General features: G+C 59.7%; 18 protein-coding genes. 13 read left to right on the top strand and 5 right to left on the bottom strand.

Features of this window, described 5'->3' with window-relative positions:
• Nucleotides 1–17 precede the first annotated feature (17 nt).
• The 3 genes from ACYVB2_RS13640 to thiD all read right to left on the bottom strand — a co-directional run bounded on the left by ACYVB2_RS13640 (nt 18) and on the right by thiD (nt 3,216).
• A complete protein-coding gene (locus ACYVB2_RS13640; RefSeq protein ID WP_382433883.1) occupies nt 18–872 on the bottom strand; it encodes an acetyltransferase in 855 nt (284 codons plus the stop codon).
• Between the two features lie 120 nt (nt 873–992).
• A complete protein-coding gene (gene hemL, locus ACYVB2_RS13635; protein WP_382433881.1) occupies nt 993–2,297 on the bottom strand; it encodes a glutamate-1-semialdehyde 2,1-aminomutase in 1,305 nt (434 codons plus the stop codon).
• The gene (gene thiD, locus ACYVB2_RS13630; RefSeq protein ID WP_382433879.1) at nt 2,281–3,216 is read right to left on the bottom strand and encodes a bifunctional hydroxymethylpyrimidine kinase/phosphomethylpyrimidine kinase; all 936 of its coding nucleotides are present in this window, start codon (nt 3,214–3,216) and stop codon (nt 2,281–2,283) included. Before thiD ends, hemL begins: the two co-directional genes overlap by 17 nt.
• A 184-nt stretch (nt 3,217–3,400) precedes the next feature.
• Here thiD and ACYVB2_RS13625 point away from each other — a divergent pair, with 184 nt between their 5' ends.
• From ACYVB2_RS13625 to ACYVB2_RS13595, 7 genes are all read left to right on the top strand, one after another.
• A complete protein-coding gene (locus tag ACYVB2_RS13625) occupies nt 3,401–3,799 on the top strand; it encodes a response regulator (protein ID WP_382433877.1) in 399 nt (132 codons plus the stop codon).
• The gene (locus tag ACYVB2_RS13620) at nt 3,799–4,164 is read left to right on the top strand and encodes a response regulator (RefSeq protein ID WP_382433875.1); all 366 of its coding nucleotides are present in this window, start codon (nt 3,799–3,801) and stop codon (nt 4,162–4,164) included. Before ACYVB2_RS13625 ends, ACYVB2_RS13620 begins: the two co-directional genes overlap by 1 nt.
• A 16-nt stretch (nt 4,165–4,180) precedes the next feature.
• Entirely contained in the window at nt 4,181–4,708 is a 528-nt protein-coding gene (locus ACYVB2_RS13615; RefSeq protein ID WP_382433873.1) for a chemotaxis protein CheW, read from the top strand.
• 23 nt (nt 4,709–4,731) lie between these two features.
• Nucleotides 4,732–6,996 carry a methyl-accepting chemotaxis protein gene (locus ACYVB2_RS13610; protein ID WP_460536969.1) on the top strand — a complete coding sequence of 755 codons (2,265 nt, stop codon included), beginning with the start codon at nt 4,732–4,734 and terminating at the stop codon, nt 6,994–6,996.
• 67 nt (nt 6,997–7,063) lie between these two features.
• A complete protein-coding gene (locus tag ACYVB2_RS13605) occupies nt 7,064–7,777 on the top strand; it encodes a hypothetical protein (protein ID WP_460536966.1) in 714 nt (237 codons plus the stop codon).
• A 10-nt stretch (nt 7,778–7,787) separates the two neighbouring features.
• Nucleotides 7,788–13,670: a hybrid sensor histidine kinase/response regulator gene (locus ACYVB2_RS13600; protein ID WP_460536963.1), complete on the top strand. Its 5,883-nt coding sequence runs from the start codon at nt 7,788–7,790 to the stop codon at nt 13,668–13,670.
• Nucleotides 13,667–13,891, top strand: coding sequence for a hypothetical protein (locus tag ACYVB2_RS13595; RefSeq protein WP_382433867.1), 225 nt, complete (start codon nt 13,667–13,669; stop codon nt 13,889–13,891). Before ACYVB2_RS13600 ends, ACYVB2_RS13595 begins: the two co-directional genes overlap by 4 nt.
• A gap of 12 nt (nt 13,892–13,903) precedes the next feature.
• Here ACYVB2_RS13595 and ACYVB2_RS13590 read toward each other — a convergent pair whose 3' ends face one another.
• Nucleotides 13,904–15,373: a cryptochrome/photolyase family protein gene (locus tag ACYVB2_RS13590; protein ID WP_382433865.1), complete on the bottom strand. Its 1,470-nt coding sequence runs from the start codon at nt 15,371–15,373 to the stop codon at nt 13,904–13,906.
• A gap of 24 nt (nt 15,374–15,397) precedes the next feature.
• Here ACYVB2_RS13590 and ACYVB2_RS13585 point away from each other — a divergent pair, with 24 nt between their 5' ends.
• Genes ACYVB2_RS13585 through ACYVB2_RS13565 form a run of 5 tightly spaced genes read left to right on the top strand, consistent with a single transcriptional unit; the run spans nt 15,398 to nt 19,203 of the window.
• Nucleotides 15,398–16,000, top strand: coding sequence for a YqgE/AlgH family protein (locus ACYVB2_RS13585; protein ID WP_382433863.1), 603 nt, complete (start codon nt 15,398–15,400; stop codon nt 15,998–16,000).
• Nucleotides 15,997–16,410 carry a Holliday junction resolvase RuvX gene (ruvX, locus tag ACYVB2_RS13580; protein ID WP_382433861.1) on the top strand — a complete coding sequence of 138 codons (414 nt, stop codon included), beginning with the start codon at nt 15,997–15,999 and terminating at the stop codon, nt 16,408–16,410. The genes ACYVB2_RS13585 and ruvX overlap by 4 nt, the downstream gene beginning before the upstream one ends.
• Nucleotides 16,407–16,931 (top strand): bifunctional pyr operon transcriptional regulator/uracil phosphoribosyltransferase PyrR, encoded by a 525-nt coding sequence (gene pyrR / locus ACYVB2_RS13575; RefSeq protein WP_382433859.1) that lies wholly within the window; start codon nt 16,407–16,409, stop codon nt 16,929–16,931. The genes ruvX and pyrR overlap by 4 nt, the downstream gene beginning before the upstream one ends.
• Nucleotides 16,932–16,934: 3 nt before the next feature.
• The gene (locus tag ACYVB2_RS13570; RefSeq protein WP_382433857.1) at nt 16,935–17,897 is read left to right on the top strand and encodes an aspartate carbamoyltransferase catalytic subunit; all 963 of its coding nucleotides are present in this window, start codon (nt 16,935–16,937) and stop codon (nt 17,895–17,897) included.
• Between the two features lie 10 nt (nt 17,898–17,907).
• Nucleotides 17,908–19,203 (top strand): dihydroorotase, encoded by a 1,296-nt coding sequence (locus ACYVB2_RS13565; RefSeq protein WP_382433855.1) that lies wholly within the window; start codon nt 17,908–17,910, stop codon nt 19,201–19,203.
• 6 nt (nt 19,204–19,209) lie between these two features.
• Here ACYVB2_RS13565 and ACYVB2_RS13560 read toward each other — a convergent pair whose 3' ends face one another.
• Nucleotides 19,210–20,277, bottom strand: a complete 1,068-nt coding sequence (locus ACYVB2_RS13560) for an ABC transporter ATP-binding protein (protein WP_382433853.1) — start codon at nt 20,275–20,277, stop codon at nt 19,210–19,212.
• 94 nt (nt 20,278–20,371) lie between these two features.
• On the opposite strand from ACYVB2_RS13560, the gene ACYVB2_RS13555 reads away from it, so the two are divergent.
• The gene (locus ACYVB2_RS13555) at nt 20,372–22,018 is read left to right on the top strand and encodes an ABC transporter permease (protein WP_382433851.1); all 1,647 of its coding nucleotides are present in this window, start codon (nt 20,372–20,374) and stop codon (nt 22,016–22,018) included.

The following is a 22,018-nucleotide window of genomic DNA, read 5'->3' as shown; positions in this document are numbered from 1 at the left end:
AGGCAACGGCGGTGGATTTAACGCTGCGCCAGCAAGTTGGTCATCGCTTGGTCTTTTTCTTGCCACACACCATCAAGCCAGGTCTGCAACTGCGCCCGCTGTTTACCCCCGGCTTTGAGCAATTCGGGCGGAATAGGTCGCAACTGCACCTGCACCACCACATCGCCCAAACGGCCACACATGGCATCGACAAAGCTGGGCACCTTGTCTGGATAGACAATGGTGACGTCGATCAGACCATCCAACAGATCACCCAATGTGCCCAATGCCATCGTCACCGCCCCCGCTTTGGGCGCGAGCAGGTGCTGGTAGGGTGATTCTTGCTGTGTCTTTTTGGCTAACGTAAAGCGCGTACCCTCGGCAAAACTGGTCACGGTGGTGGGTACATGGCGAAACTTTTCGCAGGCCACCTTGGCATCGCGCAAGTCTTTGCGCGCCGTACCACCTCCACTGCCCCGGCGCATGAACGGAAAATCCAGTGCCCACCAAGCCAAATTCAAAATTGGCACATAGAGCAATTCACGCTTCAGAAAGAACTTCAGCATGGGCACACGCCGGTTGAGCACCCGTTGCAACACCAAGATATCCATCCAACTTTGGTGATTGCACACCAACAGATACCAGCCGTCTGCACGCAAACCCGGTGCCAACGCTACCTGCCAGTGGCTACGGTTAACGCTGCCGAGCCAAAAATTGTTTAAATCAATCCACAACGCTGGAATACGGTTCAAGATACGATCTGTCCAGCGGCGTACTGGCGCTAAGGGCACCAAGAGCTTGAGCAGGGCCAGTGGCACCATCAGGGCACAAAAGAGCAGGCTGTTGCACACCAGCACCAACGCGGCAAAACAGAACTTCAGGGCAGCAAGCATGGCAGAACAACACAGAAAAGGCACCACAGCCGCAAGCACCACAGCGGCACCTGCACAGCGGGGCATCAAAGAAGGTTAAGGCAGGCAGCCACCGTCACTCCGGCAGGCCTGCACCCACACTCAAAGGGTCTTGAACACTTCGCGGGCCACGGCGATGGTGTCGTCAATGTCTTGGGCTGTATGGGCCGCACTAACAAACCCGGCCTCGTAGAGTGCGGGGGCAATATAAACACCCCGATCCAACAAACCATGGAACAGCCGATTAAAGCGTGTGCCATCACTGCGCATGACTTGACCATAGTTGCTGGGCAACTCGGGCAGCAAGAAAAAGCCAAACATGCCGCCTTCACAATCGGCACTGAACGGTACGCCTTCGGCAGCGGCAGCAGCCGTCAGCCCATCGACCAAACGGCGCGTGGATGCAGACAAGGCATCAAAAAACCCTGGCTGACTAATGGCGTGCAGCGTGGCCAGCCCGCAAGCAGTAGCCACCGGGTTGCCCGACAAGGTGCCCGCTTGGTACACCGCACCCAATGGGGCCATCTGCTCCATCAGCGCCCGCTTGCCACCAAAGGCCGCCAGCGGCATGCCGCCACCAATCACCTTGCCCATCACCGTGAGATCGGGTTCAAAACCCGGAATGTCGCGGGCATACACGCTTTGCGCCCCGCCCAATGCCACCCGAAAGCCGTTCATGACCTCATCAAAGACCAGCAAAGCCCCATATTGCGTACACAACTCACGGCAACGGCGCATAAACGGCACGCTCGCACGGACAAAATTCATATTGCCCGCAATGGGCTCAATCATCACGCAAGCCAAATCGGCACCGTGCAGTGCAAAGGCTTCTTCCAGTTGGGTGATGTTGTTGTACTCCAACACCACCGTGTGCTGCACCACTTCAGGCGGGACACCGGCGCTGGTAGCACTGCCAAAGGTAGCCAACCCCGAACCGGCCTTGACCAGCAACGCATCGGCATGGCCGTGGTAGCAGCCTTCAAACTTGATGATTTTGCTGCGCCCAGTGGCACCACGGGCCAGCCGGATGGCACTCATGCCCGCCTCAGTGCCTGAGCTGACCAGCCGCACCATCTCCAGCGAAGGCACAAGGGCAATGATGGCCTCGGCCAGTTCAATCTCGCGCTCAGTGGGCGCACCGAAAGAAAACCCTTCTAGCACCGCCTTTTGTACGGCCTCCAGCACCGCTGGATGACCGTGGCCCAAAATCATCGGCCCCCAAGAGCCGATGTAATCGATAAATCGCTGGCCATTGGCATCCCACATATACGCCCCCTGGGCGCGTTCGATAAAGCGAGGGGTGCCACCCACGGCCTTGAAGGCACGCACAGGCGAGTTCACGCCCCCTGGGATCACGGCCTTGGCGCGTTCAAACAGGGGCAAATTGCAATCAGTGTTGTGTGTCATGGGAAGGAAAGACAAAGCCATCGACAGAGTGAGAATCGGTGCCGTCGCTATCGGCATCGGCGGGCGTTGTATCGTCGTCGGTCACCACCCAAAACAGCCGGTCGGGCACGACATGTCCCATGCCAGGACGAAAGCCATTTTCTAGGCACTGGTCTAGGTAACCCAGTGCCTCACCACAGGCTTCGCCCAAATCGCTGCCCGTGGCCAGCAAGGCGGCCAGTGCCGCCGACAGCGTATCGCCCGCACCAATAAAAGTGCCATCAAACAGCTCAAAGGAGCCACTACCCAGCACTACCTCGGGCGAGGCCAGCACGTTTTCTACCATTTGCTGGGGTTGTGGGATGCCAGTCACTAGCGTAAAGGGTGTCCCCATTTGGGCCGCAGCGGCCGCAATGTCGCGGGCGCTGGGGCTGTGCTCACCCTCCCAGTCAGGCAGCAACCAACGCCACAACGTACTGTGGTTGCCCACCAGCACCGAAGTCTGGGGCAGCAACAATTCCCGAAAGGCATCCAGATAACTGTCTATCAAGCTCTCCTGCCACCAAGACAGATCGGGCAAATAGCACACCAGTGGTACTTCAGCATAGTCGGCAGCCAGTGCCGCAATGGTGCCGATGTTCTCGGGGCTACCCACAAAACCAACCTTGATGAGGCGGATGGGCACATCCTCCAGCACGGCGCGGGCCTGCTCTAACACGGCCTCATCGTCCAGACTGAAGTGATCAAAAATGTTGCGCGTGTCGCGGGCATAAGCCCCCGTGAGCACCGCACAGGGATGGCAGCCTACCGAGGTCATGGTGCTGATGTCAGCCGCCAAACCACCGGCACCGCTGGGATCGCTGGCGTTAAACACCATGACGCAAACCGGATGCTGTGCCAAGGCCGAAGGATCGCTTTCAGGAGGGGGAGATGCTGTCATAGGCCCGTTTCACAAAGGGTGGCACGGAAACTGCAATCCGCAGGATGGACTAGATACAATCATTGCATTCTACGTGAATGCCCTTTAAGCTGTGCCCGCCCTCCAGTGGACGGGTGCGGGGGCTGTAGCCCTCATTACCACGGTGTTACAGCTTGGTTTATTTTTCCATCGGGAGCGGTGACAATTGACTACAACTGGTACAACTTTCAAAGTGCTCGTGGTGGATGACAGCAATACCATTCGGCGCAGTGCAGAGATATTTCTCAAGCAAGGTGGTCATGAGGTTTTACTGGCCGATGACGGTTTTGATGCCCTGGCCAAGGTCAATGATTACCAGCCGCAGCTGATTTTCTGCGATATTCTGATGCCCAAGCTCGATGGCTACCAGACGGTGGCTATCATCAAGCGCAATGCCCGTTTTGCCAACACGCCTGTAGTGATGTTGTCCTCGAAAGACGGTGTTTTTGACAAAGCACGCGGGCGCATGGTGGGCTGCCAAGAATATCTCACCAAACCCTTTACCAAAGACCAGCTGCTGCAAGCGGTGCAACAGTTTGGTAATTCCAATCAAGGAGCGATCTAATGCCCATCCAAAAAGTGCTGGTTGTCGATGATTCCAAAACTGAATTGATGTTCCTGTCAGATTTGTTGCACAAAAAAGGCATGCAGGTTCGCACGGCAGAAAATGCCGAAGAAGCCTTCCGGCGCCTGGCAGAGGAAAAACCCGACCTGATTTTGATGGATGTGGTCATGCCTGGCCAAAATGGCTTTCAGCTCACACGGGCGATCTCGCGCGACCCACAATATGCCGAAATCCCAATCATCATGTGTACCAGCAAGAACCAAGAAACCGACCGCGTCTGGGGGATGCGCCAAGGCGCCCGTGGCTACATTACCAAGCCAGTAGATGCCGCCGAGTTGCAGGCCAAAATCGACGCCCTGAACTGACCATACCGCGTCGCTTATGGCCAACAGAGAAGCCCTGCGCGATCTCCAGACCCGACTCGCCACCCGCTTACAGGCAGCCAAAAACGAGGAGCTTGCTGTCTCCTCTTGGTTGGCTGTGCAATCTGGTGGGCAGTTTTACCTGCTCCCACTGGGCCATGCCGGGGAAATCTTTCCTTGGTCTGCACCACAGATGGTGCCTTACACCCAGCCCTGGTTTTTGGGCGTTGCCAATCTGCGCGGCAGCCTTTTTGGCGTGGTCGACTTGGCCATCTTCCTCGGTGGCAACCCCGTACGCACCGAGCAGGCCCTGACCGAAACCAGCCTGTTGGCGTTCAATGCCGCACTGGAAGTCAATGCAGCACTGCTGGTAGACCGACTGGCTGGGCTGCGGGGTCTTGATGCCTTCGTGACCTCAGAGCCTCCACCAGACGATGCACCGGCTTTTTTGGGCAACCTCTACACCGATGCCCACGGCACTCGCTGGCAGGAGTTGAACCTGCAACAGTTATCGCAATACCCCACCTTTTTGAGCATCAGCGCTTGAGTCTTACTTGAAGGTTTGCCCCCATGTCCGTCGTCACCAAACTTGGCAGCATGTTCAGTCGCCCGCCTGCAAAACCTGATGTAGCTCTGGAGCAGGATTCACTGGCTGGGGCCTCACTCGACAGCAATCTGCGTGAAGTCTTTCCGGGCGAATCGCTCAACAGCGTCCAGGTAGACCACGATGGAGGGTTCGCCCCTGAGGCCGACCATGCCCATTCTGGCGAGCTCATCGAGCTACCGCTGTTGGGCAAGGCGGTCGCCGCCAGTCATCAACGCCGCTTGCTGATTTTGCTGGCCATTGGTGTGGTGGTGGTGGCCTTGATTGCAGGCTGGGTGCTACGCCAGGCAGACCGTGCAGCACAACAGCTGGCCGCTACGGGGCAGGCGCTGATGCAGTCGCAGCGGCTCGCCAAGTCGGTGTCGCAAGCCTTGGTGGGCAGTACGCAGGCTTTTCCGGATGTGCAAGAAAGTGCGGGCGTGCTGGCGCGCAACGTGCGCGCCCTCAATGAGGGCGATGGTGAATTGGGCGTCCAGTCTTTGGGTGAGCCATTCAAACCAGAGTTGGAAGCCATCGCGCCGCTGATTGAGCGGGCAGATCACAATGCTGCTGTGGTGATGGGCCAGCAAAAGATCCTGACCCAAGTGGGTGATGCGCTGCGTACCGTCAACCGCCAATCGTCCGATTTGCTGGAAATTGCCGAAACCATTGTGGCACTCAAAATTCAGCAAAATGCTTCGGCTGCAGAAGTGTTTGGCGCTGGACAGCTGGTGATGTTGACCCAGCGTATTGGTAAATCGGCCAACGAATTCCAGACCACCGAGGGCGTCAGCCCAGAAGCGGTGTTTCTGCTGGGCAAAGACTTGAACTCCTTCAAGGAAATTTCCCAAGGTCTTTTGGATGGCAGTGCTGAATTGCGCCTGCCTGCCTCTCGCGATGGTCAAACCCGCGAACATCTGCAATCGCTGATCAAGTTATATGAACAGACACGGGTGCAGGCCAGCGCCATTCTGGGTAACTTGCAAGGTTTGGTGTCGGCCCGTGAAGCCCAAACCGCCATCATTGGTGACAGTGAACCCCTGCGCCGTCAGTTGGAAGCCCTACAAACCAAACTCTCGGCCCAAACAGGCATGGGTATGGGCCAATTGGCTGCGCTGGTGCTGGCCGGTGTGTTCGTGCTGCTGTGCGGTGTGGGTATTTCACGGGTGCAACTGCTAGACAGCCGCAACCGCCAGTTGGCCGCTGAGCAACAAAACAAAAACGCCCAACGCCAAGAACAAGAAGCCAAGCGCATCAACGATGCCAACCAAGCTGCTACTTTGCGGCTCATGAACGAGCTGCAATCGGTGGCTGAAGGGGATTTGACGCAAGAAGCGACTGTGACCGAAGACATCACAGGCGCGATTGCCGACTCAGTGAACTACACGGTGGAAGAACTGCGCGTGCTGGTGGGCAGCGTACAAAACACGGCCACCCGTGTGGCCCAAACCACAGCCCAAGTCGATAGCACGTCCACCGAGCTGCTGGCCGCCTCCACCGAACAGCTGCGCGAAATCCGTGAAACAGGCCGCTCGGTACTGGAGATGGCCTCGCGCATTAACGAAGTGTCCACGCAAGCGCAAGAATCGGCCACGGTGGCGCGCCAATCGCTGCAAGCGGCTGACTCGGGTTTGCAGGCGGTACAAAACGCCATTGGCGGTATGAATGCCATCCGCGACCAGATTCAAGAAACTTCCAAGCGCATCAAACGACTGGGTGAATCATCCCAAGAGATTGGTGAAATCACTGAACTGATTTCTGACATTACCGAACAAACCAACGTGCTGGCCTTGAATGCTGCTATTCAGGCCGCGTCTGCTGGCGAAGCAGGCCGAGGCTTCTCGGTGGTGGCAGAAGAAGTGCAGCGTCTGGCGGAACGCTCCGCAGATGCGACGCGCCAGATCTCGGCGCTGGTGAAAGCCATTCAGACCGACACCCAAGATGCGGTGGCAGCTATGGAACGCTCCACCCAGGGTGTGGTGGAAGGGGCACGTTTGTCCGACAGCGCCGGTACTGCACTGTCTGAAATTGACCATGTGTCACGCCGTCTGGCCGAGCTGATTGAGCAAATTTCTTCAGCAACCTCCAGCGAAGCCACGCTGGCTAACGAGGTAGCCGAGAACATCCAGCACATCTTTGCCGTGACCGAGCAGACCGGTGAGGGCACGCGCACCACCGCCCAGCAGGTGCGTGAACTCTCGCACATGGCGGAAGAACTGCGCCAATCGGTTGCCCGGTTCAAGATCGCTTGAGCTCCAAGGCCAGCTGTTGAACATCCCCTGAACAACCCTATGGCTCTGTGTGGCCGGGAATGAATGCATGTCAATGATTGAGGCCAACCAAGCACCGGCCACAGAAGTGAGCCAAGGCGAACAAGATTTAGGGCCATTGGCCTGGGTGCTAGAAGAGCTACGCAAGTCTCTGGATGGTGCTGTCAAGGCTTTGCGCCGGTTTGTCCATGATGCCGAAGTAGCCCAAGAGTCTGATCTGGCGGCACTCGATGCCAGCTCGCTGCGCATGGCTCGCCAGCAATTGCACCAAGCCAGTGGCGCGCTGGAAATGATTGGCATGGCCCCACCAGCACTGCTGTTGCGCTCTATGGAAGCAGCTGTGCAACGCTATGTGCAGCGGCCCGAGTTGTGCAGCGATGAAGCGGCGGCCACCTTGGAACGCGCCAGCTTTGCGCTGAGCGAATACCTCGATACGGTGCTCACGGGCAAAGTGGTGTCAGCGGTGGCCCTGTTTCCCCAGTACCGTGATGTGCAAACGCTCGCGGGTGCCGAACGCTCTCACCCTGCTGATCTCTGGCCAGTAGAACGGCGCTTTCGTGAGCCAGCCACCGCCGTAGAGGCTGCGCCTATGGGCTATGGGCCAGAGGCACGCTCACGCCTTGACCAAGCCGTACTCAAAATAGTCAAAACCGGCAGCCCCGAGGCGGCACGCGATCTGCGCCATCTGTCCGTGGGGTTGGCTGCAGGAAGCACCGACAAATCGGTGCGTACCTTCTGGAAGATCTTGCGCTGGCTTCTTTGAGGCCTTTGCCTTGGGCCTGTTTGCGGCAGATGTGTATGCCAAGCGGGCTGCCTCGCGGGTGTTGATGCAATACGCCACACTGGCCAAGGGAGACACCAACCTCACCGACAGACTGGTGCAAGACCTGCTGTTCTTCTGCGCACAGGCCAAGCCCTCGCCAGCAGCCCAAACCCCTGCCTTGGAAGCGGTGCGCCAAACCTTTGCACTCCACCGTTTTGTCCCTGTCGATTACGAAACCCGGCGGTTTGGTCACTTTGATCCAGCAGTGTTGGCACAGGCACGCAAGCGCATTGCCACTGCCACTGAAACCTGGTCGGCACTGGCCGGTGGTGATCGCAACAAGCTCAAGCCTGCCGCAGACCAATTTAGTCTGGTCTGCGACTCGCTGCGCAAACTCCATCCCAAGAGCGAGCCTTTAGCCCAGGCACTTTCCAAGGTGGTGGAAGGCACCCTGCGTTCTGCCGAACCCCCTCCACCAGCTCTGGCTATGGAAGTAGCCACATCGGTGTTGTACCTGCAAGCCACCTTTGAGGAGCTCGACACTGCCGAAGAGCACATGGCGCAACGCGCACGGCGGCTGGCCGAACGGCTGGACAATGTGCGTGCGGGTGCCGAACCAGAGCCCCTTGAACACTGGATGGAAGAACTGTACCGCCGTGTCAGTGACCACCAAACGATGGGCAGTGTGGTCGATGAACTGCGCGTGACGCTGGGCGAGGCCGAGCGGGCTATGGATCAGTTCTTCCGCAAGCCCGAAGACACCAGCCCACTGACCGTAGTGCCCGGACAGTTGTCACAAATGCGTGGCGTGTTGTCAGTGCTGGGTCTAGACCAAGCATCTCTGGCGGTGGTGCGGATGCGCGACACCATCGAACGTCTGCTGCTCAAAGAGGTGCCCGACCCCACCGAGCGCAGCCAAATCTTTGAAAAGCTGGGCAACAGTCTGGGCGCCTTGGGCTTTCTGATCGATATGCTCAGCTACCAGCGCACCTTGGCGCGCAAGCTGTTTGTCTATGACGAAGAACTGGGCGAACTGCGCTCCCTGATGGGACGCACCCGCACCCGTGCCAACGACGACGACGACGAAGAAACCACACACAAAATCGAGGAACGCGCTCCGGTACCGCTGCCTGATGTGGTGCCCAGAACCCCCCCCGTTCTCCAAGCCGTGGCACCTGCACCCAGTGCCCCAGTGGCTGCCGTTACATCCCCCCCCACCCCGGTTGCTCCCCCTGCAACGGTCAACCCCACCCCACCCCCCGTATCTGCCCCCACAGCGGCTGCTGCGCCTATAGCAGCACCTGCCCCAGCCACAGTGATTGCTGTGCGCGCTCCAGTGGATATGGACGACGAGTTGCTGGACGTCTTCCTAGAAGAGGCCAAAGAAGTGGTGGGCAACGGTCTGGCCGCTATCACGGCGTTGGCAGACAACCCCGGAGACTTGAGCGAACAAACCACCCTGCGCCGGGCATTCCATACCCTCAAGGGCAGCTCACGCATGGTAGGGCTGAACGATTTCGGCGAAGCTGCCTGGTCCATGGAGCAACTGCTCAACGCTTGGCTGGCCGAGCAAAAGCCGGTACAAGCACCGCTATTGCAACTCTCAGGGGATGCGCTGCGCGCCTTTGATCGCTGGGCCAGTGATATTAGCCAAGGGCGCTTTGATGGTTGGCAAGCAGCACCGTTCTGTGCCTCTGCCGATGCGCTGCGACTGGAAAACAAAGTCATCCCCCTGACCCTCTCCACCAATAGCCCAGCGGATGCTGCGCCCGCATTGGTGACAGAGCCTACCGTAGACAGCACAGCGCCTGTCCCACCAGTACAGGCAGCCACCGCCACACCAGAACTGCCGACACTGACCCTGGAGGCATTACCGGAGGCTTGGCCAGAACTGTCGGTCACGATGCCACAAGCTACGGCTTCGGCCTCTGCAGGCCCGTTGGATTGGGCCACCACCGAGCCAGCACCGCTGACCACCGACCTAGCTGCCGCAGAACCAGCATCGGCAGCCTTGCCAGAGATCGTGGCCGAAGAGATCGATTTCTCGCAATTCGCTGCGGCCCTCGATGCCACAAACACAACACCGGCCACGTCTCACACCAGCGCAGTGAACCAAGCGGCAGCAGAGGCCCAAGCCCGTGCGGAAGCCGAGGCCTTGGCCCGCGCCGAAGAGGAACAAGCCCGCGCTGCCGCTCAGGCAGCGGCAGAAGCCCAAGCCCGTGCCGAGGCTGAAGCCTTGGCCCGCGCCGAAGAAGAGCAAGCGCGCGCTGCCGCTCAAGCAGCGGCAGAGGCCCAAGCCCGTGCGGAAGCCGAAGCCTTGGCCCGCGCCGAAGAAGAGCTAGCCCGTGCTGCCGCTCAAGCAGCGGCAGAGGCCCAAGCCCGTGCCGAAGCTGAAGCCTTGGCCCGCGCCGAAGAAGAGCAAGCGCGCGCTGCCGCTCAAGCAGCGGCAGAGGCCCAAGCCCGTGCGGAAGCTGAAGCCTTGGCCCGCGCCGAAGAGGAACAAGCCCGCGCTGCCGCTCAGGCAGCGGCAGAGGCCCAAGCCCGTGCGGAGGCCGAGGCCTTGGCCCGCGCCGAAGAAGAGCAAGCGCGCGCTGCCGCTCAGGCAGCGGCAGAAGCCCAAGCCCGTGCCGAGGCTGAAGCCTTGGCCCGCGCCGAAGAAGAGCAAGCGCGCGCTGCCGCTCAAGCGGCGGCGGAGGCCCAAGCCCGTGCCGAGGCCGAGGCCTTGGCCCGCGCCGAAGAAGAGCAAGCCCGTGCTGCCGCTCAAGCGGCGGCAGAAGCCCAAGCCCGTGCCTTGGCCCGCGCCAAGGAAGAACAAGCCCGCATTGAGGCGGAAGAACAAACCAAGCAGATTGGCTCGCTACGCATAGGCACAGCCCTATACAACGTCTATGTTGGCGAAGCACAAGAATGGGTGCGTCGCCTGACCAGAGGACTGCAAGATTGGGCCCAAGCGTTGGATGAGCCCATCTCTGATACCGCAGTGGCCTTGGCCCACTCACTGGCTGGCAGCTCGGCCACGGTTGGGTTCTCATCGTTGTCAGAAACAGCCCGGCTGCTCGAACATGCCATATCGCATGTACAACTGCAACACAAGGGCGAGCCTGAACAGGCCCAAGCATTCTTGGCGGCAGCGCAAGACATAGACCGCATGTTGCAACAATTCGCTGCCGGTGTGTTGGAAACGCCCAACCTGCAGGTACAAGAAGACTTGCGCCATATCCTAGAAACGGAAGTCATCAACACCCTGTCGCCCCCACTGGAGGATGCACTGGCCGCGCTGGCCGAATTGGAAGAACAAGAAGCCCGTGCCGCCGCAGAACAAGCACAGGCCGACGCGCGCGCCCGCAGCTTTGCCAATGACACCAGCGCCTTGACACAAGTGCCATTGCAGGACTTTGAACTGGAAGCAACACCAGCACCAGAGCTACAGACACCTGCACTGCACACCCCAGATGGCGATCAACAGGTCGATGATGCGATTGCCAACGCCATGGCGCTGGATACCGAGCACGACGATGATATTGATGTCCTCGACGTCATTGACCCTGACCTGTTCCCCATCTTTGAAGAAGAAGCACAAGAGTTGCTGCCACACTTGGGAGCATCTCTGCGGCAATGGTCGGCACGCCCTGGCAACATGGCCGCCCGCAGTGAGTTGCTCCGGGCCTTGCACACCCTCAAAGGCAGCTCCCGACTGGCAGGAGCCATGCGCTTGGGTGAGATGGCGCACCGTCTGGAGTCGGCCATCGAACAACTCGATGTAGAAACTGTCACCAGCGAAGAAATTGAGCCTATGCTGGCCCGGTTGGACAGTTTGCAGGCCAACTTTGAGGTATTGCGCGTCATCAGTGCCCAAGGGCCAGCCGAAGCGGTGGTTGTGCCAGCCCCTGAAATCACAACCAGTGCAGCCACACCACCAAGCACCACAACGCCCACAACCCCTGCCGCACAGCCACTGGCGGCACCAGCGCGCCTGCAAACGGTCAAAGCGGCTCCATTGCGGGCTGCGGCACAACAGTCGGTGCGTGTGCGGGCCCAGTTGCTAGATCGATTGGTCAATCAGGCGGGCGAAGTCATGATCAGCCGCTCGCGGCTGGAATCACGCATTGGTCAGATCAAAGGATCGTTGGCAGATCTCTCGGTCAACCTCGACAAACTGCGTCAGCAATTGCGTGACATTGAATTGCAGTCCGAATCGCAAATGCAATCTCGGTTGGCACAAACCAAAGAGATGGCAGCCGGGTTTGACCCCTTGGAGTTTGACCGCTTCACCCGTGTGCAGGAATTGACCCGGATGATGGCCGAATCGGTCAATGACGTGGCCACCGTGCAGCGCAATTTGCAACGCTCGATGGATGGCGCCGAAGACGAGCTGATTGCCCAAGGCCGCCAAGCACGCGAGCTGCAACGCGACCTGCTGCGCACGCGGATGATGGAGTTTGAGAGCATTGCCGAACGCCTGTATGCCGTTGTGCGCCAGGCGTCCAAAGAAATGGGCAAGCAGATCAAGCTCGACATTACTGGCGGCTCGATTGAAATGGACCGGGGGGTACTCGACCGTATGACCCCAGCGTTCGAGCACTTGCTGCGCAATTGTGTGGCCCACGGCATTGAACTGCCCGAACAGCGCCAAGCTGTAGGCAAACCGATGATCGGCACCATTGCCGTGCATTTACGCCACGAAGGCAACGACGTCTCGGTCGAGTTCCGCGACGATGGCGCAGGTCTGAACCTGCCACGCATCCTCGCCAAGGCCCAAGAGCAAGGGCTGGTGGCCCCCGGTGCCCAAATCACCGACAGCGAAGCCGCCAACCTGATTTTTATGCCCGGCTTCACCACAGCGGTCAGCCTGACCGGCATTGCTGGGCGTGGCATTGGCATGGACGTGGTGCGCTCCGAGATCAAAGCGTTGGGTGGCCGCATTGAAACCAGCACCGAAACGGGCAAAGGCACTGCCTTCCGCATGGTGCTGCCGCTGACGACTGCGGTGACGCAGGTGGTGATGCTGCGTGCGGGCAACCTGTCGTTTGGTGTGCCTGCCAACTTGGTCGAAGTCGTGCGCCGCACCACAACCACCGACCTAGAGCAGGCTTACCAGCATGGCCGCTTCGATGTTGCCGGGGAACAGGTGCCCTTCTTCTGGGCCGGTGGTTTGCTGCAAGCCTCTTTGCATAGCGAAGAAACCCACGGCAAAACCCGTCCAGTCGTGGTGTTCCGCAGCGCCTCACAACGGGTAGCCTTGCATGTGGACGAAGTGCTGGGCAACCAAGAAGTAGTGGTGAAAAACCTAGGGCCACAACTGGCCCGCTTGCCTGGCTTGGCCGGCATGTCCGTGCTGGCCTCGGGTGCCGTGGTACTGATTTACAACCCCGTGGCGCTGGTCACAGTGTATGGCGATCAGGTTCGTACCGCTTTGCAAGCCGTCTCTCCAGCCGTGCAAGCCGGTACTGCCGCAGCGCCAACCATCGCCAAGCCTGTGGCAATGGCTGCCACCCATCAAGTGCCACTGGTGCTGGTGGTGGACGACTCCATCACGGTGCGCCGCGTGACACAGCGCCTGTTGCAACGCGAGGGCTACCGCGTCGCTTTGGCTGCCGATGGCTTGCAAGCATTGGAGCGTTTGCAGGAGGAACGGCCCACGGTCGTGCTGTCCGATATCGAAATGCCGCGCATGGACGGTTTCGATTTGGCACGTAATATCCGCATGGACGAGAAGTTGCAAGACCTACCGATCATCATGATCACTTCACGCATTGCGCAAAAGCACCAAGAACACGCGATGGAACTGGGCGTGAACCACTATTTGGGCAAGCCCTACTCGGATGAAGAATTGCTGAGCCTGATCAAGCACTATGCCCAACTGGCAGCAGAGGCCCAAGTGGTGGTGAGTTGAACAACGTAGCTTTGGTGCTCTTGTCGCTGATCGCGGTTGGTGGACTGGTCTTGGTGGGGTTCACTTGGCTACTGCAAAGGGCTTTGCCTGCGTCATGGCCCCAAGCCAAACGCTGGAGTGTGGCTATGGTCACCACTCCATCGGTTTTTTTTCTGGTGATTTTGCTGTTGTCTGGCTCGGGCTTTTTACAAGAGCAATTGGGCCAGTGGCTGCTGCCTTAAAGGCAGCACAGGTTACCCAGCAGCCTTCACCACCGCATAACGCGCCAAAGTGCGCAACCGAGCAGCATCATGCTGCACCAAGGGCCATGGGTAGGTGTGCCCCAGCACCACACCGGCTTGTTCCAACTCTAAGGGGCGAGCCAACCAAGGGGCATGCAGAGCCGCAGTGGGCAAGTGGGCCAACTGGGGTATGTAGCGGCGAATGAACTTGCCATCAGGGTCAAACTTTTGGCTTTGACTGACCGGGTTGAAAATGCGAAAGTACGGCTGGGCATCACAACCGCTGGAGCTGGCCCATTGCCAGCCACCATTGTTGGCGGCCAAATCAAAATCGTTGAGCTGCTGGGCAAAGTAGCGTTCGCCCCAGCGCCAGTCCAGCCCTAAATCTTTGGTGAGAAAGCTAGCCACCACCATGCGCAGGCGGTTGTGCATGTAGCCCGTTTGGTTGAGCTGGTGCATGGCGGCATCCACCAGCGGATAGCCAGTGCGCCCTTGGCACCAAGCGGCAAACTGTGCTTGGGCCTGGGGGCCAGTTTCCCATTCAATCGCATCGTAGGCTGGCTTAAAGCTGCGTTGTACCACCTGTGGATAGTTGGCCAAAATCTGAAAGTAAAAATCGCGCCAAATCAGCTCATTCAACCAACTGGCCGCTCCTGCATTACCTTGGCTAGCCAGTGCATGGGCCGTACGGGCCAATTGCCGAATGGAAATGGTGCCAAAGCGCAAATGGGTGCTGAGGTAGCTTGGCCCTTTGAGGGCAGGAAAATCCCGCGCCGTAGCGTAGTGGTGGATGCGCTGCAAAAAATCGTCAAACAATTGTTGAGCACCACTGCTTCCTGTGGGCAGGCGGAGTTGGGCCAACCCTGCTGGCGCAAACCCCAGCTCGGCCAAACTAGGCACAGGCTGGCAATAAGACGCAGGCCGGGGCACCAAGGCTTGGGCATAAGGTTGCACCGGATGGTCGGCCAGCCGTGCCGCATCCACCCGGCGCAGCCACGCATTTTTGTACGGCGTAAACACGGTATAGGGTGTGCCGCCTTGGGTGAGCAACTCGGTGCGCTCAAAAATGCTGTGGTCTTGAAAGGTGTGCATAGCCCGACGTTGCAAGATCAGGGCGGTGCGTACTTCAGCATCACGGGCTAGAGCGGCGGGTTCATCATCGTGGTGGGTAAAGACAGCGTCGGCCTCTAGCGCCTGCGCCAATGCCGGAATCTCAGTGCGGGCGCTGCCGTGGCGCACGATCAGACCGCCCGCAGCCTGCCCGGACAAGGTACGCAACTGCTGATCTAACTCCCGCAGAGATGCCTGAATAAACTCCACCCGGCGGTCAGCACGGGGCAGGGTATCCAGAATATCGGTATCAAAGACAAAAACGCAATGCACCTGTGCACATTGGCACAAGGCGTGGTGCAGGGCAGGGTGGTCTTGCACGCGCAGATCGCGGCGGAACCAGACCAATCCAATAGAGTAAGGGGTAGGCATGTTCACCGTTAAAATCGGGGGTATATGTCCACCGATTTTGCGCCTACCAACCTGACGCACCATTTCCTGATTGCAATGCCCGGACTGGACGATCTGGCCTTTGGCCGCAGCGTGGTCTATCTGTGCGAACACAGCGATCGCGGCGCCTTGGGGCTGATCATCAACAAACCCACAGACCTCACCCTACAAGGGCTCTTTGACAAGATCGACTTGGGCTTGCAACGCAAAGACTTGGCAGATACCCCGGTGTTTCTGGGCGGGCCTGTACAGACCGACCGGGGTTTTGTGCTGCACGACCCCATGCGCCAAACGGCCCCTCCCAATGACGAGTCGGCCTATGCGTCCACCCTGCACATTGCCGCCGGGCCAGTGGATATGACCACCTCGCGCGATGTGCTGGAGGCGCTGTCCAACGGGGCCGGGCCACGCCGGGTGTTGGTGGCGCTGGGCTACTCTGCTTGGGCTGAAGGCCAACTCGAAACGGAGCTGGCCGAAAACAGCTGGCTCACCGTAGAGGCGGATTTGTCCATCATTTTTGACACCCCGGTAGAGCAGCGTTATGACCAAGCCCTGCGCCTATTGGGCATGCAAGCCTGGCAATTGGCACCGACTGCGGGGCACGCATGAACAACCCGGTAGTGCCCATACCGGCACAACTGCAAACCTTTTTGGCGTTGGATTTGGGTCTCAAGCGCACGGGGGTGGCTGTGGGCAACCGCTTGTTGGGCACCGCCACACCGCAAACCACTATCCGCGCCGAAGGCGATGCCCGCTTTACCCAAGTGGCGCAGCGCATTGCTGAATGGCAACCCGATGCGCTGGTGCTTGGGGTGCCCTACCATCCTGATGGAGCCAGCCACGACAACACCGCCCGCGCCCTCAAATTTGGCCGCCAGTTGCGCGGTCGATTTGGCCTGCCAGTGTTTGAAGTGGATGAACGCTACAGCACCACTGAGGCCCATAGCAGCGGTGCGCGCGATGCCGATGCGGCCTCAGCCTGCATCATCTTGGAACAATTTTTCCGGAGCCTTGCATGACCCATTCCCCTGCTGCGACCAATGAGGGCAGTTTGCTGCTGGATGCCGAAGCCCTGTACACCGAACTGCTGCGTGGTGTGCGCGCCCTGTCTGGCCCGCACACCCGCTTAGTGGGTATTGCCTCGGGTGGTGTCTGGCTGGCGCAACGCTTGCAAGCCGATTTGGGCTTGGATGGCCCGGTAGGAGTGCTGTCTTCGGCATTGCACCGCGATGATTTTGCCCAGCGCGGGCTAGCCACCAGTGCCCAAACGCAACTGGCTTTTGACGTCAATAAAGCCGACATTTTGCTGCTGGATGATGTGCTGCACACGGGCCGCACCGTGCGTGCCGTGCTCAATGAGCTGTACGACTATGGCCGCCCAGCGCGGGTGCGTTTGGCGGTGCTGGTCGAGCGCAGCGGGCGCGAACTGCCCATCCAAGCTGATTTTGCTGCGGCCAAGGTGGCCCTGCCCCCTACCCAGTCGCTGGCGCTGGCGCAAACCGACAGCGGCAGTTTCCATTTTCATGTTCAAGAGGTCTGAGCCGTGCTGCACAAGCGCCATCCCCAACTCAATCGCCACGGCGAACTGATGCATCTGCTCTCTATCGAGGGCTTGCCACGCGATATTCTCACGCACATCCTCGACACCGCTGCCAACTTTGTGTCAGTGAATGACCGCGAGGTCAAAAAAGTGCCGCTGTTGCGCGGCAAAAGCGTGTTCAACCTGTTTTTTGAGAACAGCACCCGCACCCGCACCACCTTTGAGATTGCCGCCAAGCGCCTGAGCGCCGATGTGTTCAACTTGGATATTGCCCGCAGCTCTACCGCCAAGGGTGAAACCCTGCTCGACACCATCGACAACCTGTCGGCGATGGCGGCCGATATTTTTGTGGTGCGCCACAGCGAATCCGGCGCGCCCTACCTGATTGCCCAGCATGTAGCCCCGCATGTGCATGTGGTCAACGCGGGTGATGGCCGCCACGCCCACCCCACGCAGGGCTTGCTGGACATGTACACCATCCGGCACTACAAAAAAGACTTCAGCAACCTCACGGTGGCCATCGTGGGCGATGTGCTGCACTCGCGTGTGGCCCGCTCCGACATCCACGCCCTGACCACCTTAGGTGCGGCAGAGGTGCGCGTGGTGGGGCCGCGCACCTTGGTGCCGGGCGATTTATCGCACATGGGCGTGCGCGTGTTCCACACGCTAGAAGAAGGCATTAAAGATGCCGATGTCATCATCACCTTGCGCCTGCAAAACGAGCGCATGAGCGGTGCGCTGTTGCCATCGAGCCAAGAGTATTTCAAGAGCTTTGGTCTGACCCCCGAGAAGCTGCGCTTGGCCAAACCCGATGCCATCGTCATGCACCCCGGCCCTATCAACCGAGGGGTAGAAATTGACTCAGCGGTAGTGGATGGGCCACAAAGCGTCATCTTGCCGCAAGTTACCTTTGGTATCGCAGTGCGTATGGCAGTGATGTCGATTGTGGCGGGCAACGACGCTTGAGGAAACAACCATGAAGATCCTGATTCAAAATGGCCGCGTCATCGACCCCGCCAGCGGCTTGGACAAACAGTGCGACATCGCCATTGCCGCTGGGCGCATCATTGGCGTGGGCAAAGTAGCCCCTGATTTTGCCCCGCACCGCGTCATCAACGCCAGCGGCTGCATTGTGCTGCCCGGTTTGGTCGACTTGGCCGCTCGCCTGCGCGAGCCCGGTCAAGAACACGCGGGCATGTTGGAATCTGAAATGGCTGCGGCGGTGGCCGGGGGCGTGACCAGCTTGGTGTGCCCACCCGACACCGACCCGGTGCTGGACGAGCCGGGCTTGGTCGCCATGCTCAAGTTCCGTGCCGAAAAACTGCACCAAGCACGCCTGTTCCCACAAGGTGCGCTCACACGCAATTTGGCTGGTGAAGTGCTCACCGAAATGGCCGAACTGACCGAAGCCGGTTGCATTGGTTTTGGTCAAGCCGAGGTGCCGCTGGCCAGCACCCAAGTGCTGCAACGGGCGTTGCAATATGCCGATACTTTTGGCTATACCGTTTGGCTGCGCCCCCAAGAGATGCACCTGGGCAAAGGCGTGGCCGCCAGTGGCCCACTGGCGACGCGCTTGGGGCTGTCGGGTATCCCGGTCGCGGCAGAAACCATTGCCTTGCACACCATTTTTGAATTGCTCAAAAGCACCGGAGCACGTGTGCATTTGTGCCGCATCAGCAGTGCGGCGGGGGTCGAGTTGGTGCGCCGTGCCAAGGCCGAGGGCTTGCGCGTGACTTGCGATGTCAGCATCAACTCGCTGCACCTGAGTGACCACGACATTGGCTTTTTTGACAGCCGCGCCCGCCTGTCGCCCCCCCTGCGCCAGCAGCGCGACCGCGATGCACTGCAAGCGGCGCTGCTCGATGGCACGATTGATGCGCTGGTGTCTGACCACAACCCCGTGGACGAAGATGCCAAAACCCTGCCCTTTGCCGAGGCCGAACCCGGCGCTACTGGGCTAGAGTTGCTGCTCAGTTTGGCGCTCAAGTGGTCACGCGACAGCGGCGCTCCCTTGGCGCGGGCACTGGCAGTAGTCACCAATGAGCCAGCCCGCGTGCTGGGCCATGCCTTGGGCACGCTGCAAGCCAGCGTAGGCCAGCTGGTAGAAGGCGGCGTGGGTGATGTGTGTGTTGTCGATCCAGAAGCCTACTGGTCAGTGCAGGGTACTGCTTTGCGCAGCCAAGGCAAACACACCCCCTTTGGGGGCTACGAACTGCCCGGACAGGTGCGCTATACGCTGGTGGGCGGTCAAGTGGCCTTTGAGCGCGGCTAACGCTGCTCAGGCCTCTCGCGCAAAAGTCACCACATGGTCGGCTTGGGCGCGAATGCCTATCCACTCGCCCAAAGCATGGTTGTGGTGGCTGGGCACATGGGCCAGCACGGTCTGGCCGCTTTCCAACCGCAGGGTGTAGAGAAATTCTGCACCCCGAAACGCCTTGCGCACAATTTGCGCCCTGGCCAAAGCGTGGTCATCGTGGACGATATCGTCGGCACGCAACAACACATCACACTGACCGTTGGGGTAGCTCGATGGCAAAGGACATTCGGTCAGATTGGCTAAATCGCCCAACGGCGTATGCACCACCACGCCGCTAGACTGTTGCTCTAGCGTGGCCGGAATAAACACCCCATGCCCAATAAAATCTGCCACGAAACGGGTGGCAGGACGATGGTACAGGGTGTAGGCATCATCCCATTGGTGCAGTTGCCCTTGGTGCATCACACCAATCACATCACCAATGGCAAAGGCTTCCAATTGGTCGTGGGTGACAAACAAGGCGGTGGCCCCTGCTTCCTTCAAAATGGCACGCACCTCATGGGCTAACCGCTCGCGCAGCTCTACATCGAGATTAGAAAACGGCTCATCCAACAACATGAGCTGTGGGCGCGGAGCCAAAGCACGGGCCAAAGCCACACGCTGCTGCTGTCCGCCCGATAGCTCATGCGGAAACCGCTGCTCGCTGCCTTCTAGGCCTACCAATTGCAGCACTTCTTTGACCCGTGCCTCCTGCTCCGTACGGGGCAACGTATGGATTCCAAAAGCTACATTGCGGCCCACATTGAGGTGGGGAAACAACGCATAGTCCTGAAACACCATGCCCATGCGGCGCTGCTCGGGTGGTAAGCTGCACGCAGGGCTGCCCACCAATTGGCGGTTGAGATGGATACTGCCCGCACTGACTGGCTCCAGCCCCGCCACTGCCCGCAGCAAGGTGGTTTTGCCACAGCCCGAAGGGCCAATCAGCACGCCAATATCGCCAGCGCGCAGGCCCAAGGTGACACCGCGCACCGCAGCCTGTGCTTGGGCGCCGTAGCGCACCTGAAGTTGGGAGAGGGCCAAAAACATGCTGTCGATTGTAGGCGGGCCAAATGCTTAAAATTCGCATTTGCATTGCTGCGCGGGCCTGTAGCTGCCGTCCGCTTCTCCACAGGATTCCACCTTGCACCGTTTTATTGCCTCCCTGCGTTCTTTTCCTTTGCTGGTGCTGGCAATCTGGCTAGCCTTGCCAGTGCTGGCCTTGTTGGCCGCTTGGTGGCCCTGGGCAGGGCAAGCCGGTGCCACAGCGACTGTGCTGCGCGAGATGGCCTCGACCGTATTGCCCGGTTATGTGGGCACCACCGCTTGGCTGGCCTTGTGGGTGGGTATCGGTGCAGCGGTGGTGGGCACAGCCACCGCTGCGGCTGTGACGCTGTTTGAGTTTCCGGGGCGGCGGCTGTGGGAGTGGCTGCTGCTGCTGCCCTTGGCCATGCCCGCTTACGTCACAGCCTACGCCTATACCGACTTCTTGCAATTTAGCGGCCCGTTACAAGTCTGGCTGCGCGAGACCTTGGCGCTAGAAGGCCGTTTGTTGCCAGAAGTGCGCAGCGTGTGGGGAGCTATCTGGGTCTTTATTTTTGCGCTCTACCCCTATGTGTATCTGCTGGCCCGCACTGCACTGAGCGAGCGGGCAGCACACCTGATGGAAGCAGCACGTCTGCTGGGTGCCCCGCTTTCCCGACGCATTGCCACCATTGCCCTGCCACTGGCTCGCCCAGCCGTGGCAGCCGGGGTGGCTCTGGTGCTGATGGAGACTTTGGCCGATTTTGGTGTGACCAGCTACTTTGGCATCCAAACCTTTACCACCGGCATCATCAAGGCATGGTTGTCGCTGGACAACCGTTTGGCAGCAGCCCAATTGGCCACCATGCTGCTGGCGATGGTGCTGCTGCTGTTGTGGCTGGAGCACCGCGCCCAACAGCGCATGCGCTTCACCACCAAAGGCGTTGGGCGGGCGGGTTCTGCCGAGGCCCAGCCCGTGGCCTTGCGCGGCGCAGCTTTGGTGCTGGCTTGGATGATTTGCGCCGTGCCAGTGTTCATGGGATTTTTTGCCCCTGTGGCTTTTATGCTGCGGCCTTTGGCGTCAGACTGGTCGGTGCTGCCGTGGGAACGATTTTTGGAATGGGCGTGGAACAGTGTGCGCTTGGGAGGCATCACAGCAGGGCTGGCCGTGGCCGTAGCACTGGCCTTGGCGTTTGCCGTGCGCCGCCGCCCTGATAGGCTCACACGCGGCGTGGTGCAACTGGCCAGTTTAGGCTATGCCGTGCCGGGTGCGGTGGTGGTGGTGGGCCTGTTATTGCCCGTAGGCTGGTTACAAGCCGCTTGGCCCCACCTGGGCTTGGGTGCCGTGCTCACCACCACGGCTGTGGGCATTGTGTGGGCTTATCTGGTGCGCTTTTGCGCAGTGGCCTTGCAGTCGGTGCAAAGTGGCTATGCGCGCATTCCACCCAGTCTGGATGACTCGGCACGAATGCTGGGGGCTGGCAGTCCACGGCTGCTGTTGCAAGTGCATTGGCCGCTGTTGCAACGCTCTACAGCCGCGGCAGCCTTACTGGTATTTGTCGATGTCATGAAAGAATTGCCTGCCACTATGGTGCTGCGCCCGTTTAACAGCGACACCTTGGCCGTGGTGGCCTACCAGTTGGCACGCGACGAGCGTCTGGGCGAGGCAGCCCTGCCCTCACTGGCGTTGGTGGCCGTAGGCTTGGTGCCAGTGATTTTGCTCAGTCGCACTTTGCGTGCACGAGAGGCTGTTGCTCCACCTTGCTAA

The sequence above is a fragment of the Giesbergeria giesbergeri genome (assembly GCF_054779375.1).
This window is presented reverse-complemented; position numbering and strand designations above follow the sequence as displayed.

Excerpts from the sequence above, each read along its gene's own strand:
- ACYVB2_RS13565 (WP_382433855.1), top strand. The coding sequence starts at position 17,908 with ATGAAGATCCTGATTCAAAATGGCCGCGTCATCGACCCCGCCAGCGGC.
- ACYVB2_RS13640 (WP_382433883.1), bottom strand. The coding sequence starts at position 872 with ATGCTTGCTGCCCTGAAGTTCTGTTTTGCCGCGTTGGTGCTGGTGTGC.
- ACYVB2_RS13620 (WP_382433875.1), top strand. The coding sequence starts at position 3,799 with ATGCCCATCCAAAAAGTGCTGGTTGTCGATGATTCCAAAACTGAATTG.
- pyrR (WP_382433859.1), top strand. The coding sequence starts at position 16,407 with ATGACCCATTCCCCTGCTGCGACCAATGAGGGCAGTTTGCTGCTGGAT.
- hemL (WP_382433881.1), bottom strand. The coding sequence starts at position 2,297 with ATGACACACAACACTGATTGCAATTTGCCCCTGTTTGAACGCGCCAAG.
- thiD (WP_382433879.1), bottom strand. The coding sequence starts at position 3,216 with ATGACAGCATCTCCCCCTCCTGAAAGCGATCCTTCGGCCTTGGCACAG.
- ACYVB2_RS13590 (WP_382433865.1), bottom strand. The coding sequence starts at position 15,373 with ATGCCTACCCCTTACTCTATTGGATTGGTCTGGTTCCGCCGCGATCTG.
- ACYVB2_RS13605 (WP_460536966.1), top strand. The coding sequence starts at position 7,064 with ATGTCAATGATTGAGGCCAACCAAGCACCGGCCACAGAAGTGAGCCAA.
- ACYVB2_RS13585 (WP_382433863.1), top strand. The coding sequence starts at position 15,398 with ATGTCCACCGATTTTGCGCCTACCAACCTGACGCACCATTTCCTGATT.
- ACYVB2_RS13560 (WP_382433853.1), bottom strand. The coding sequence starts at position 20,277 with ATGTTTTTGGCCCTCTCCCAACTTCAGGTGCGCTACGGCGCCCAAGCA.
- ACYVB2_RS13615 (WP_382433873.1), top strand. The coding sequence starts at position 4,181 with ATGGCCAACAGAGAAGCCCTGCGCGATCTCCAGACCCGACTCGCCACC.
- ruvX (WP_382433861.1), top strand. The coding sequence starts at position 15,997 with ATGAACAACCCGGTAGTGCCCATACCGGCACAACTGCAAACCTTTTTG.
- ACYVB2_RS13610 (WP_460536969.1), top strand. The coding sequence starts at position 4,732 with ATGTCCGTCGTCACCAAACTTGGCAGCATGTTCAGTCGCCCGCCTGCA.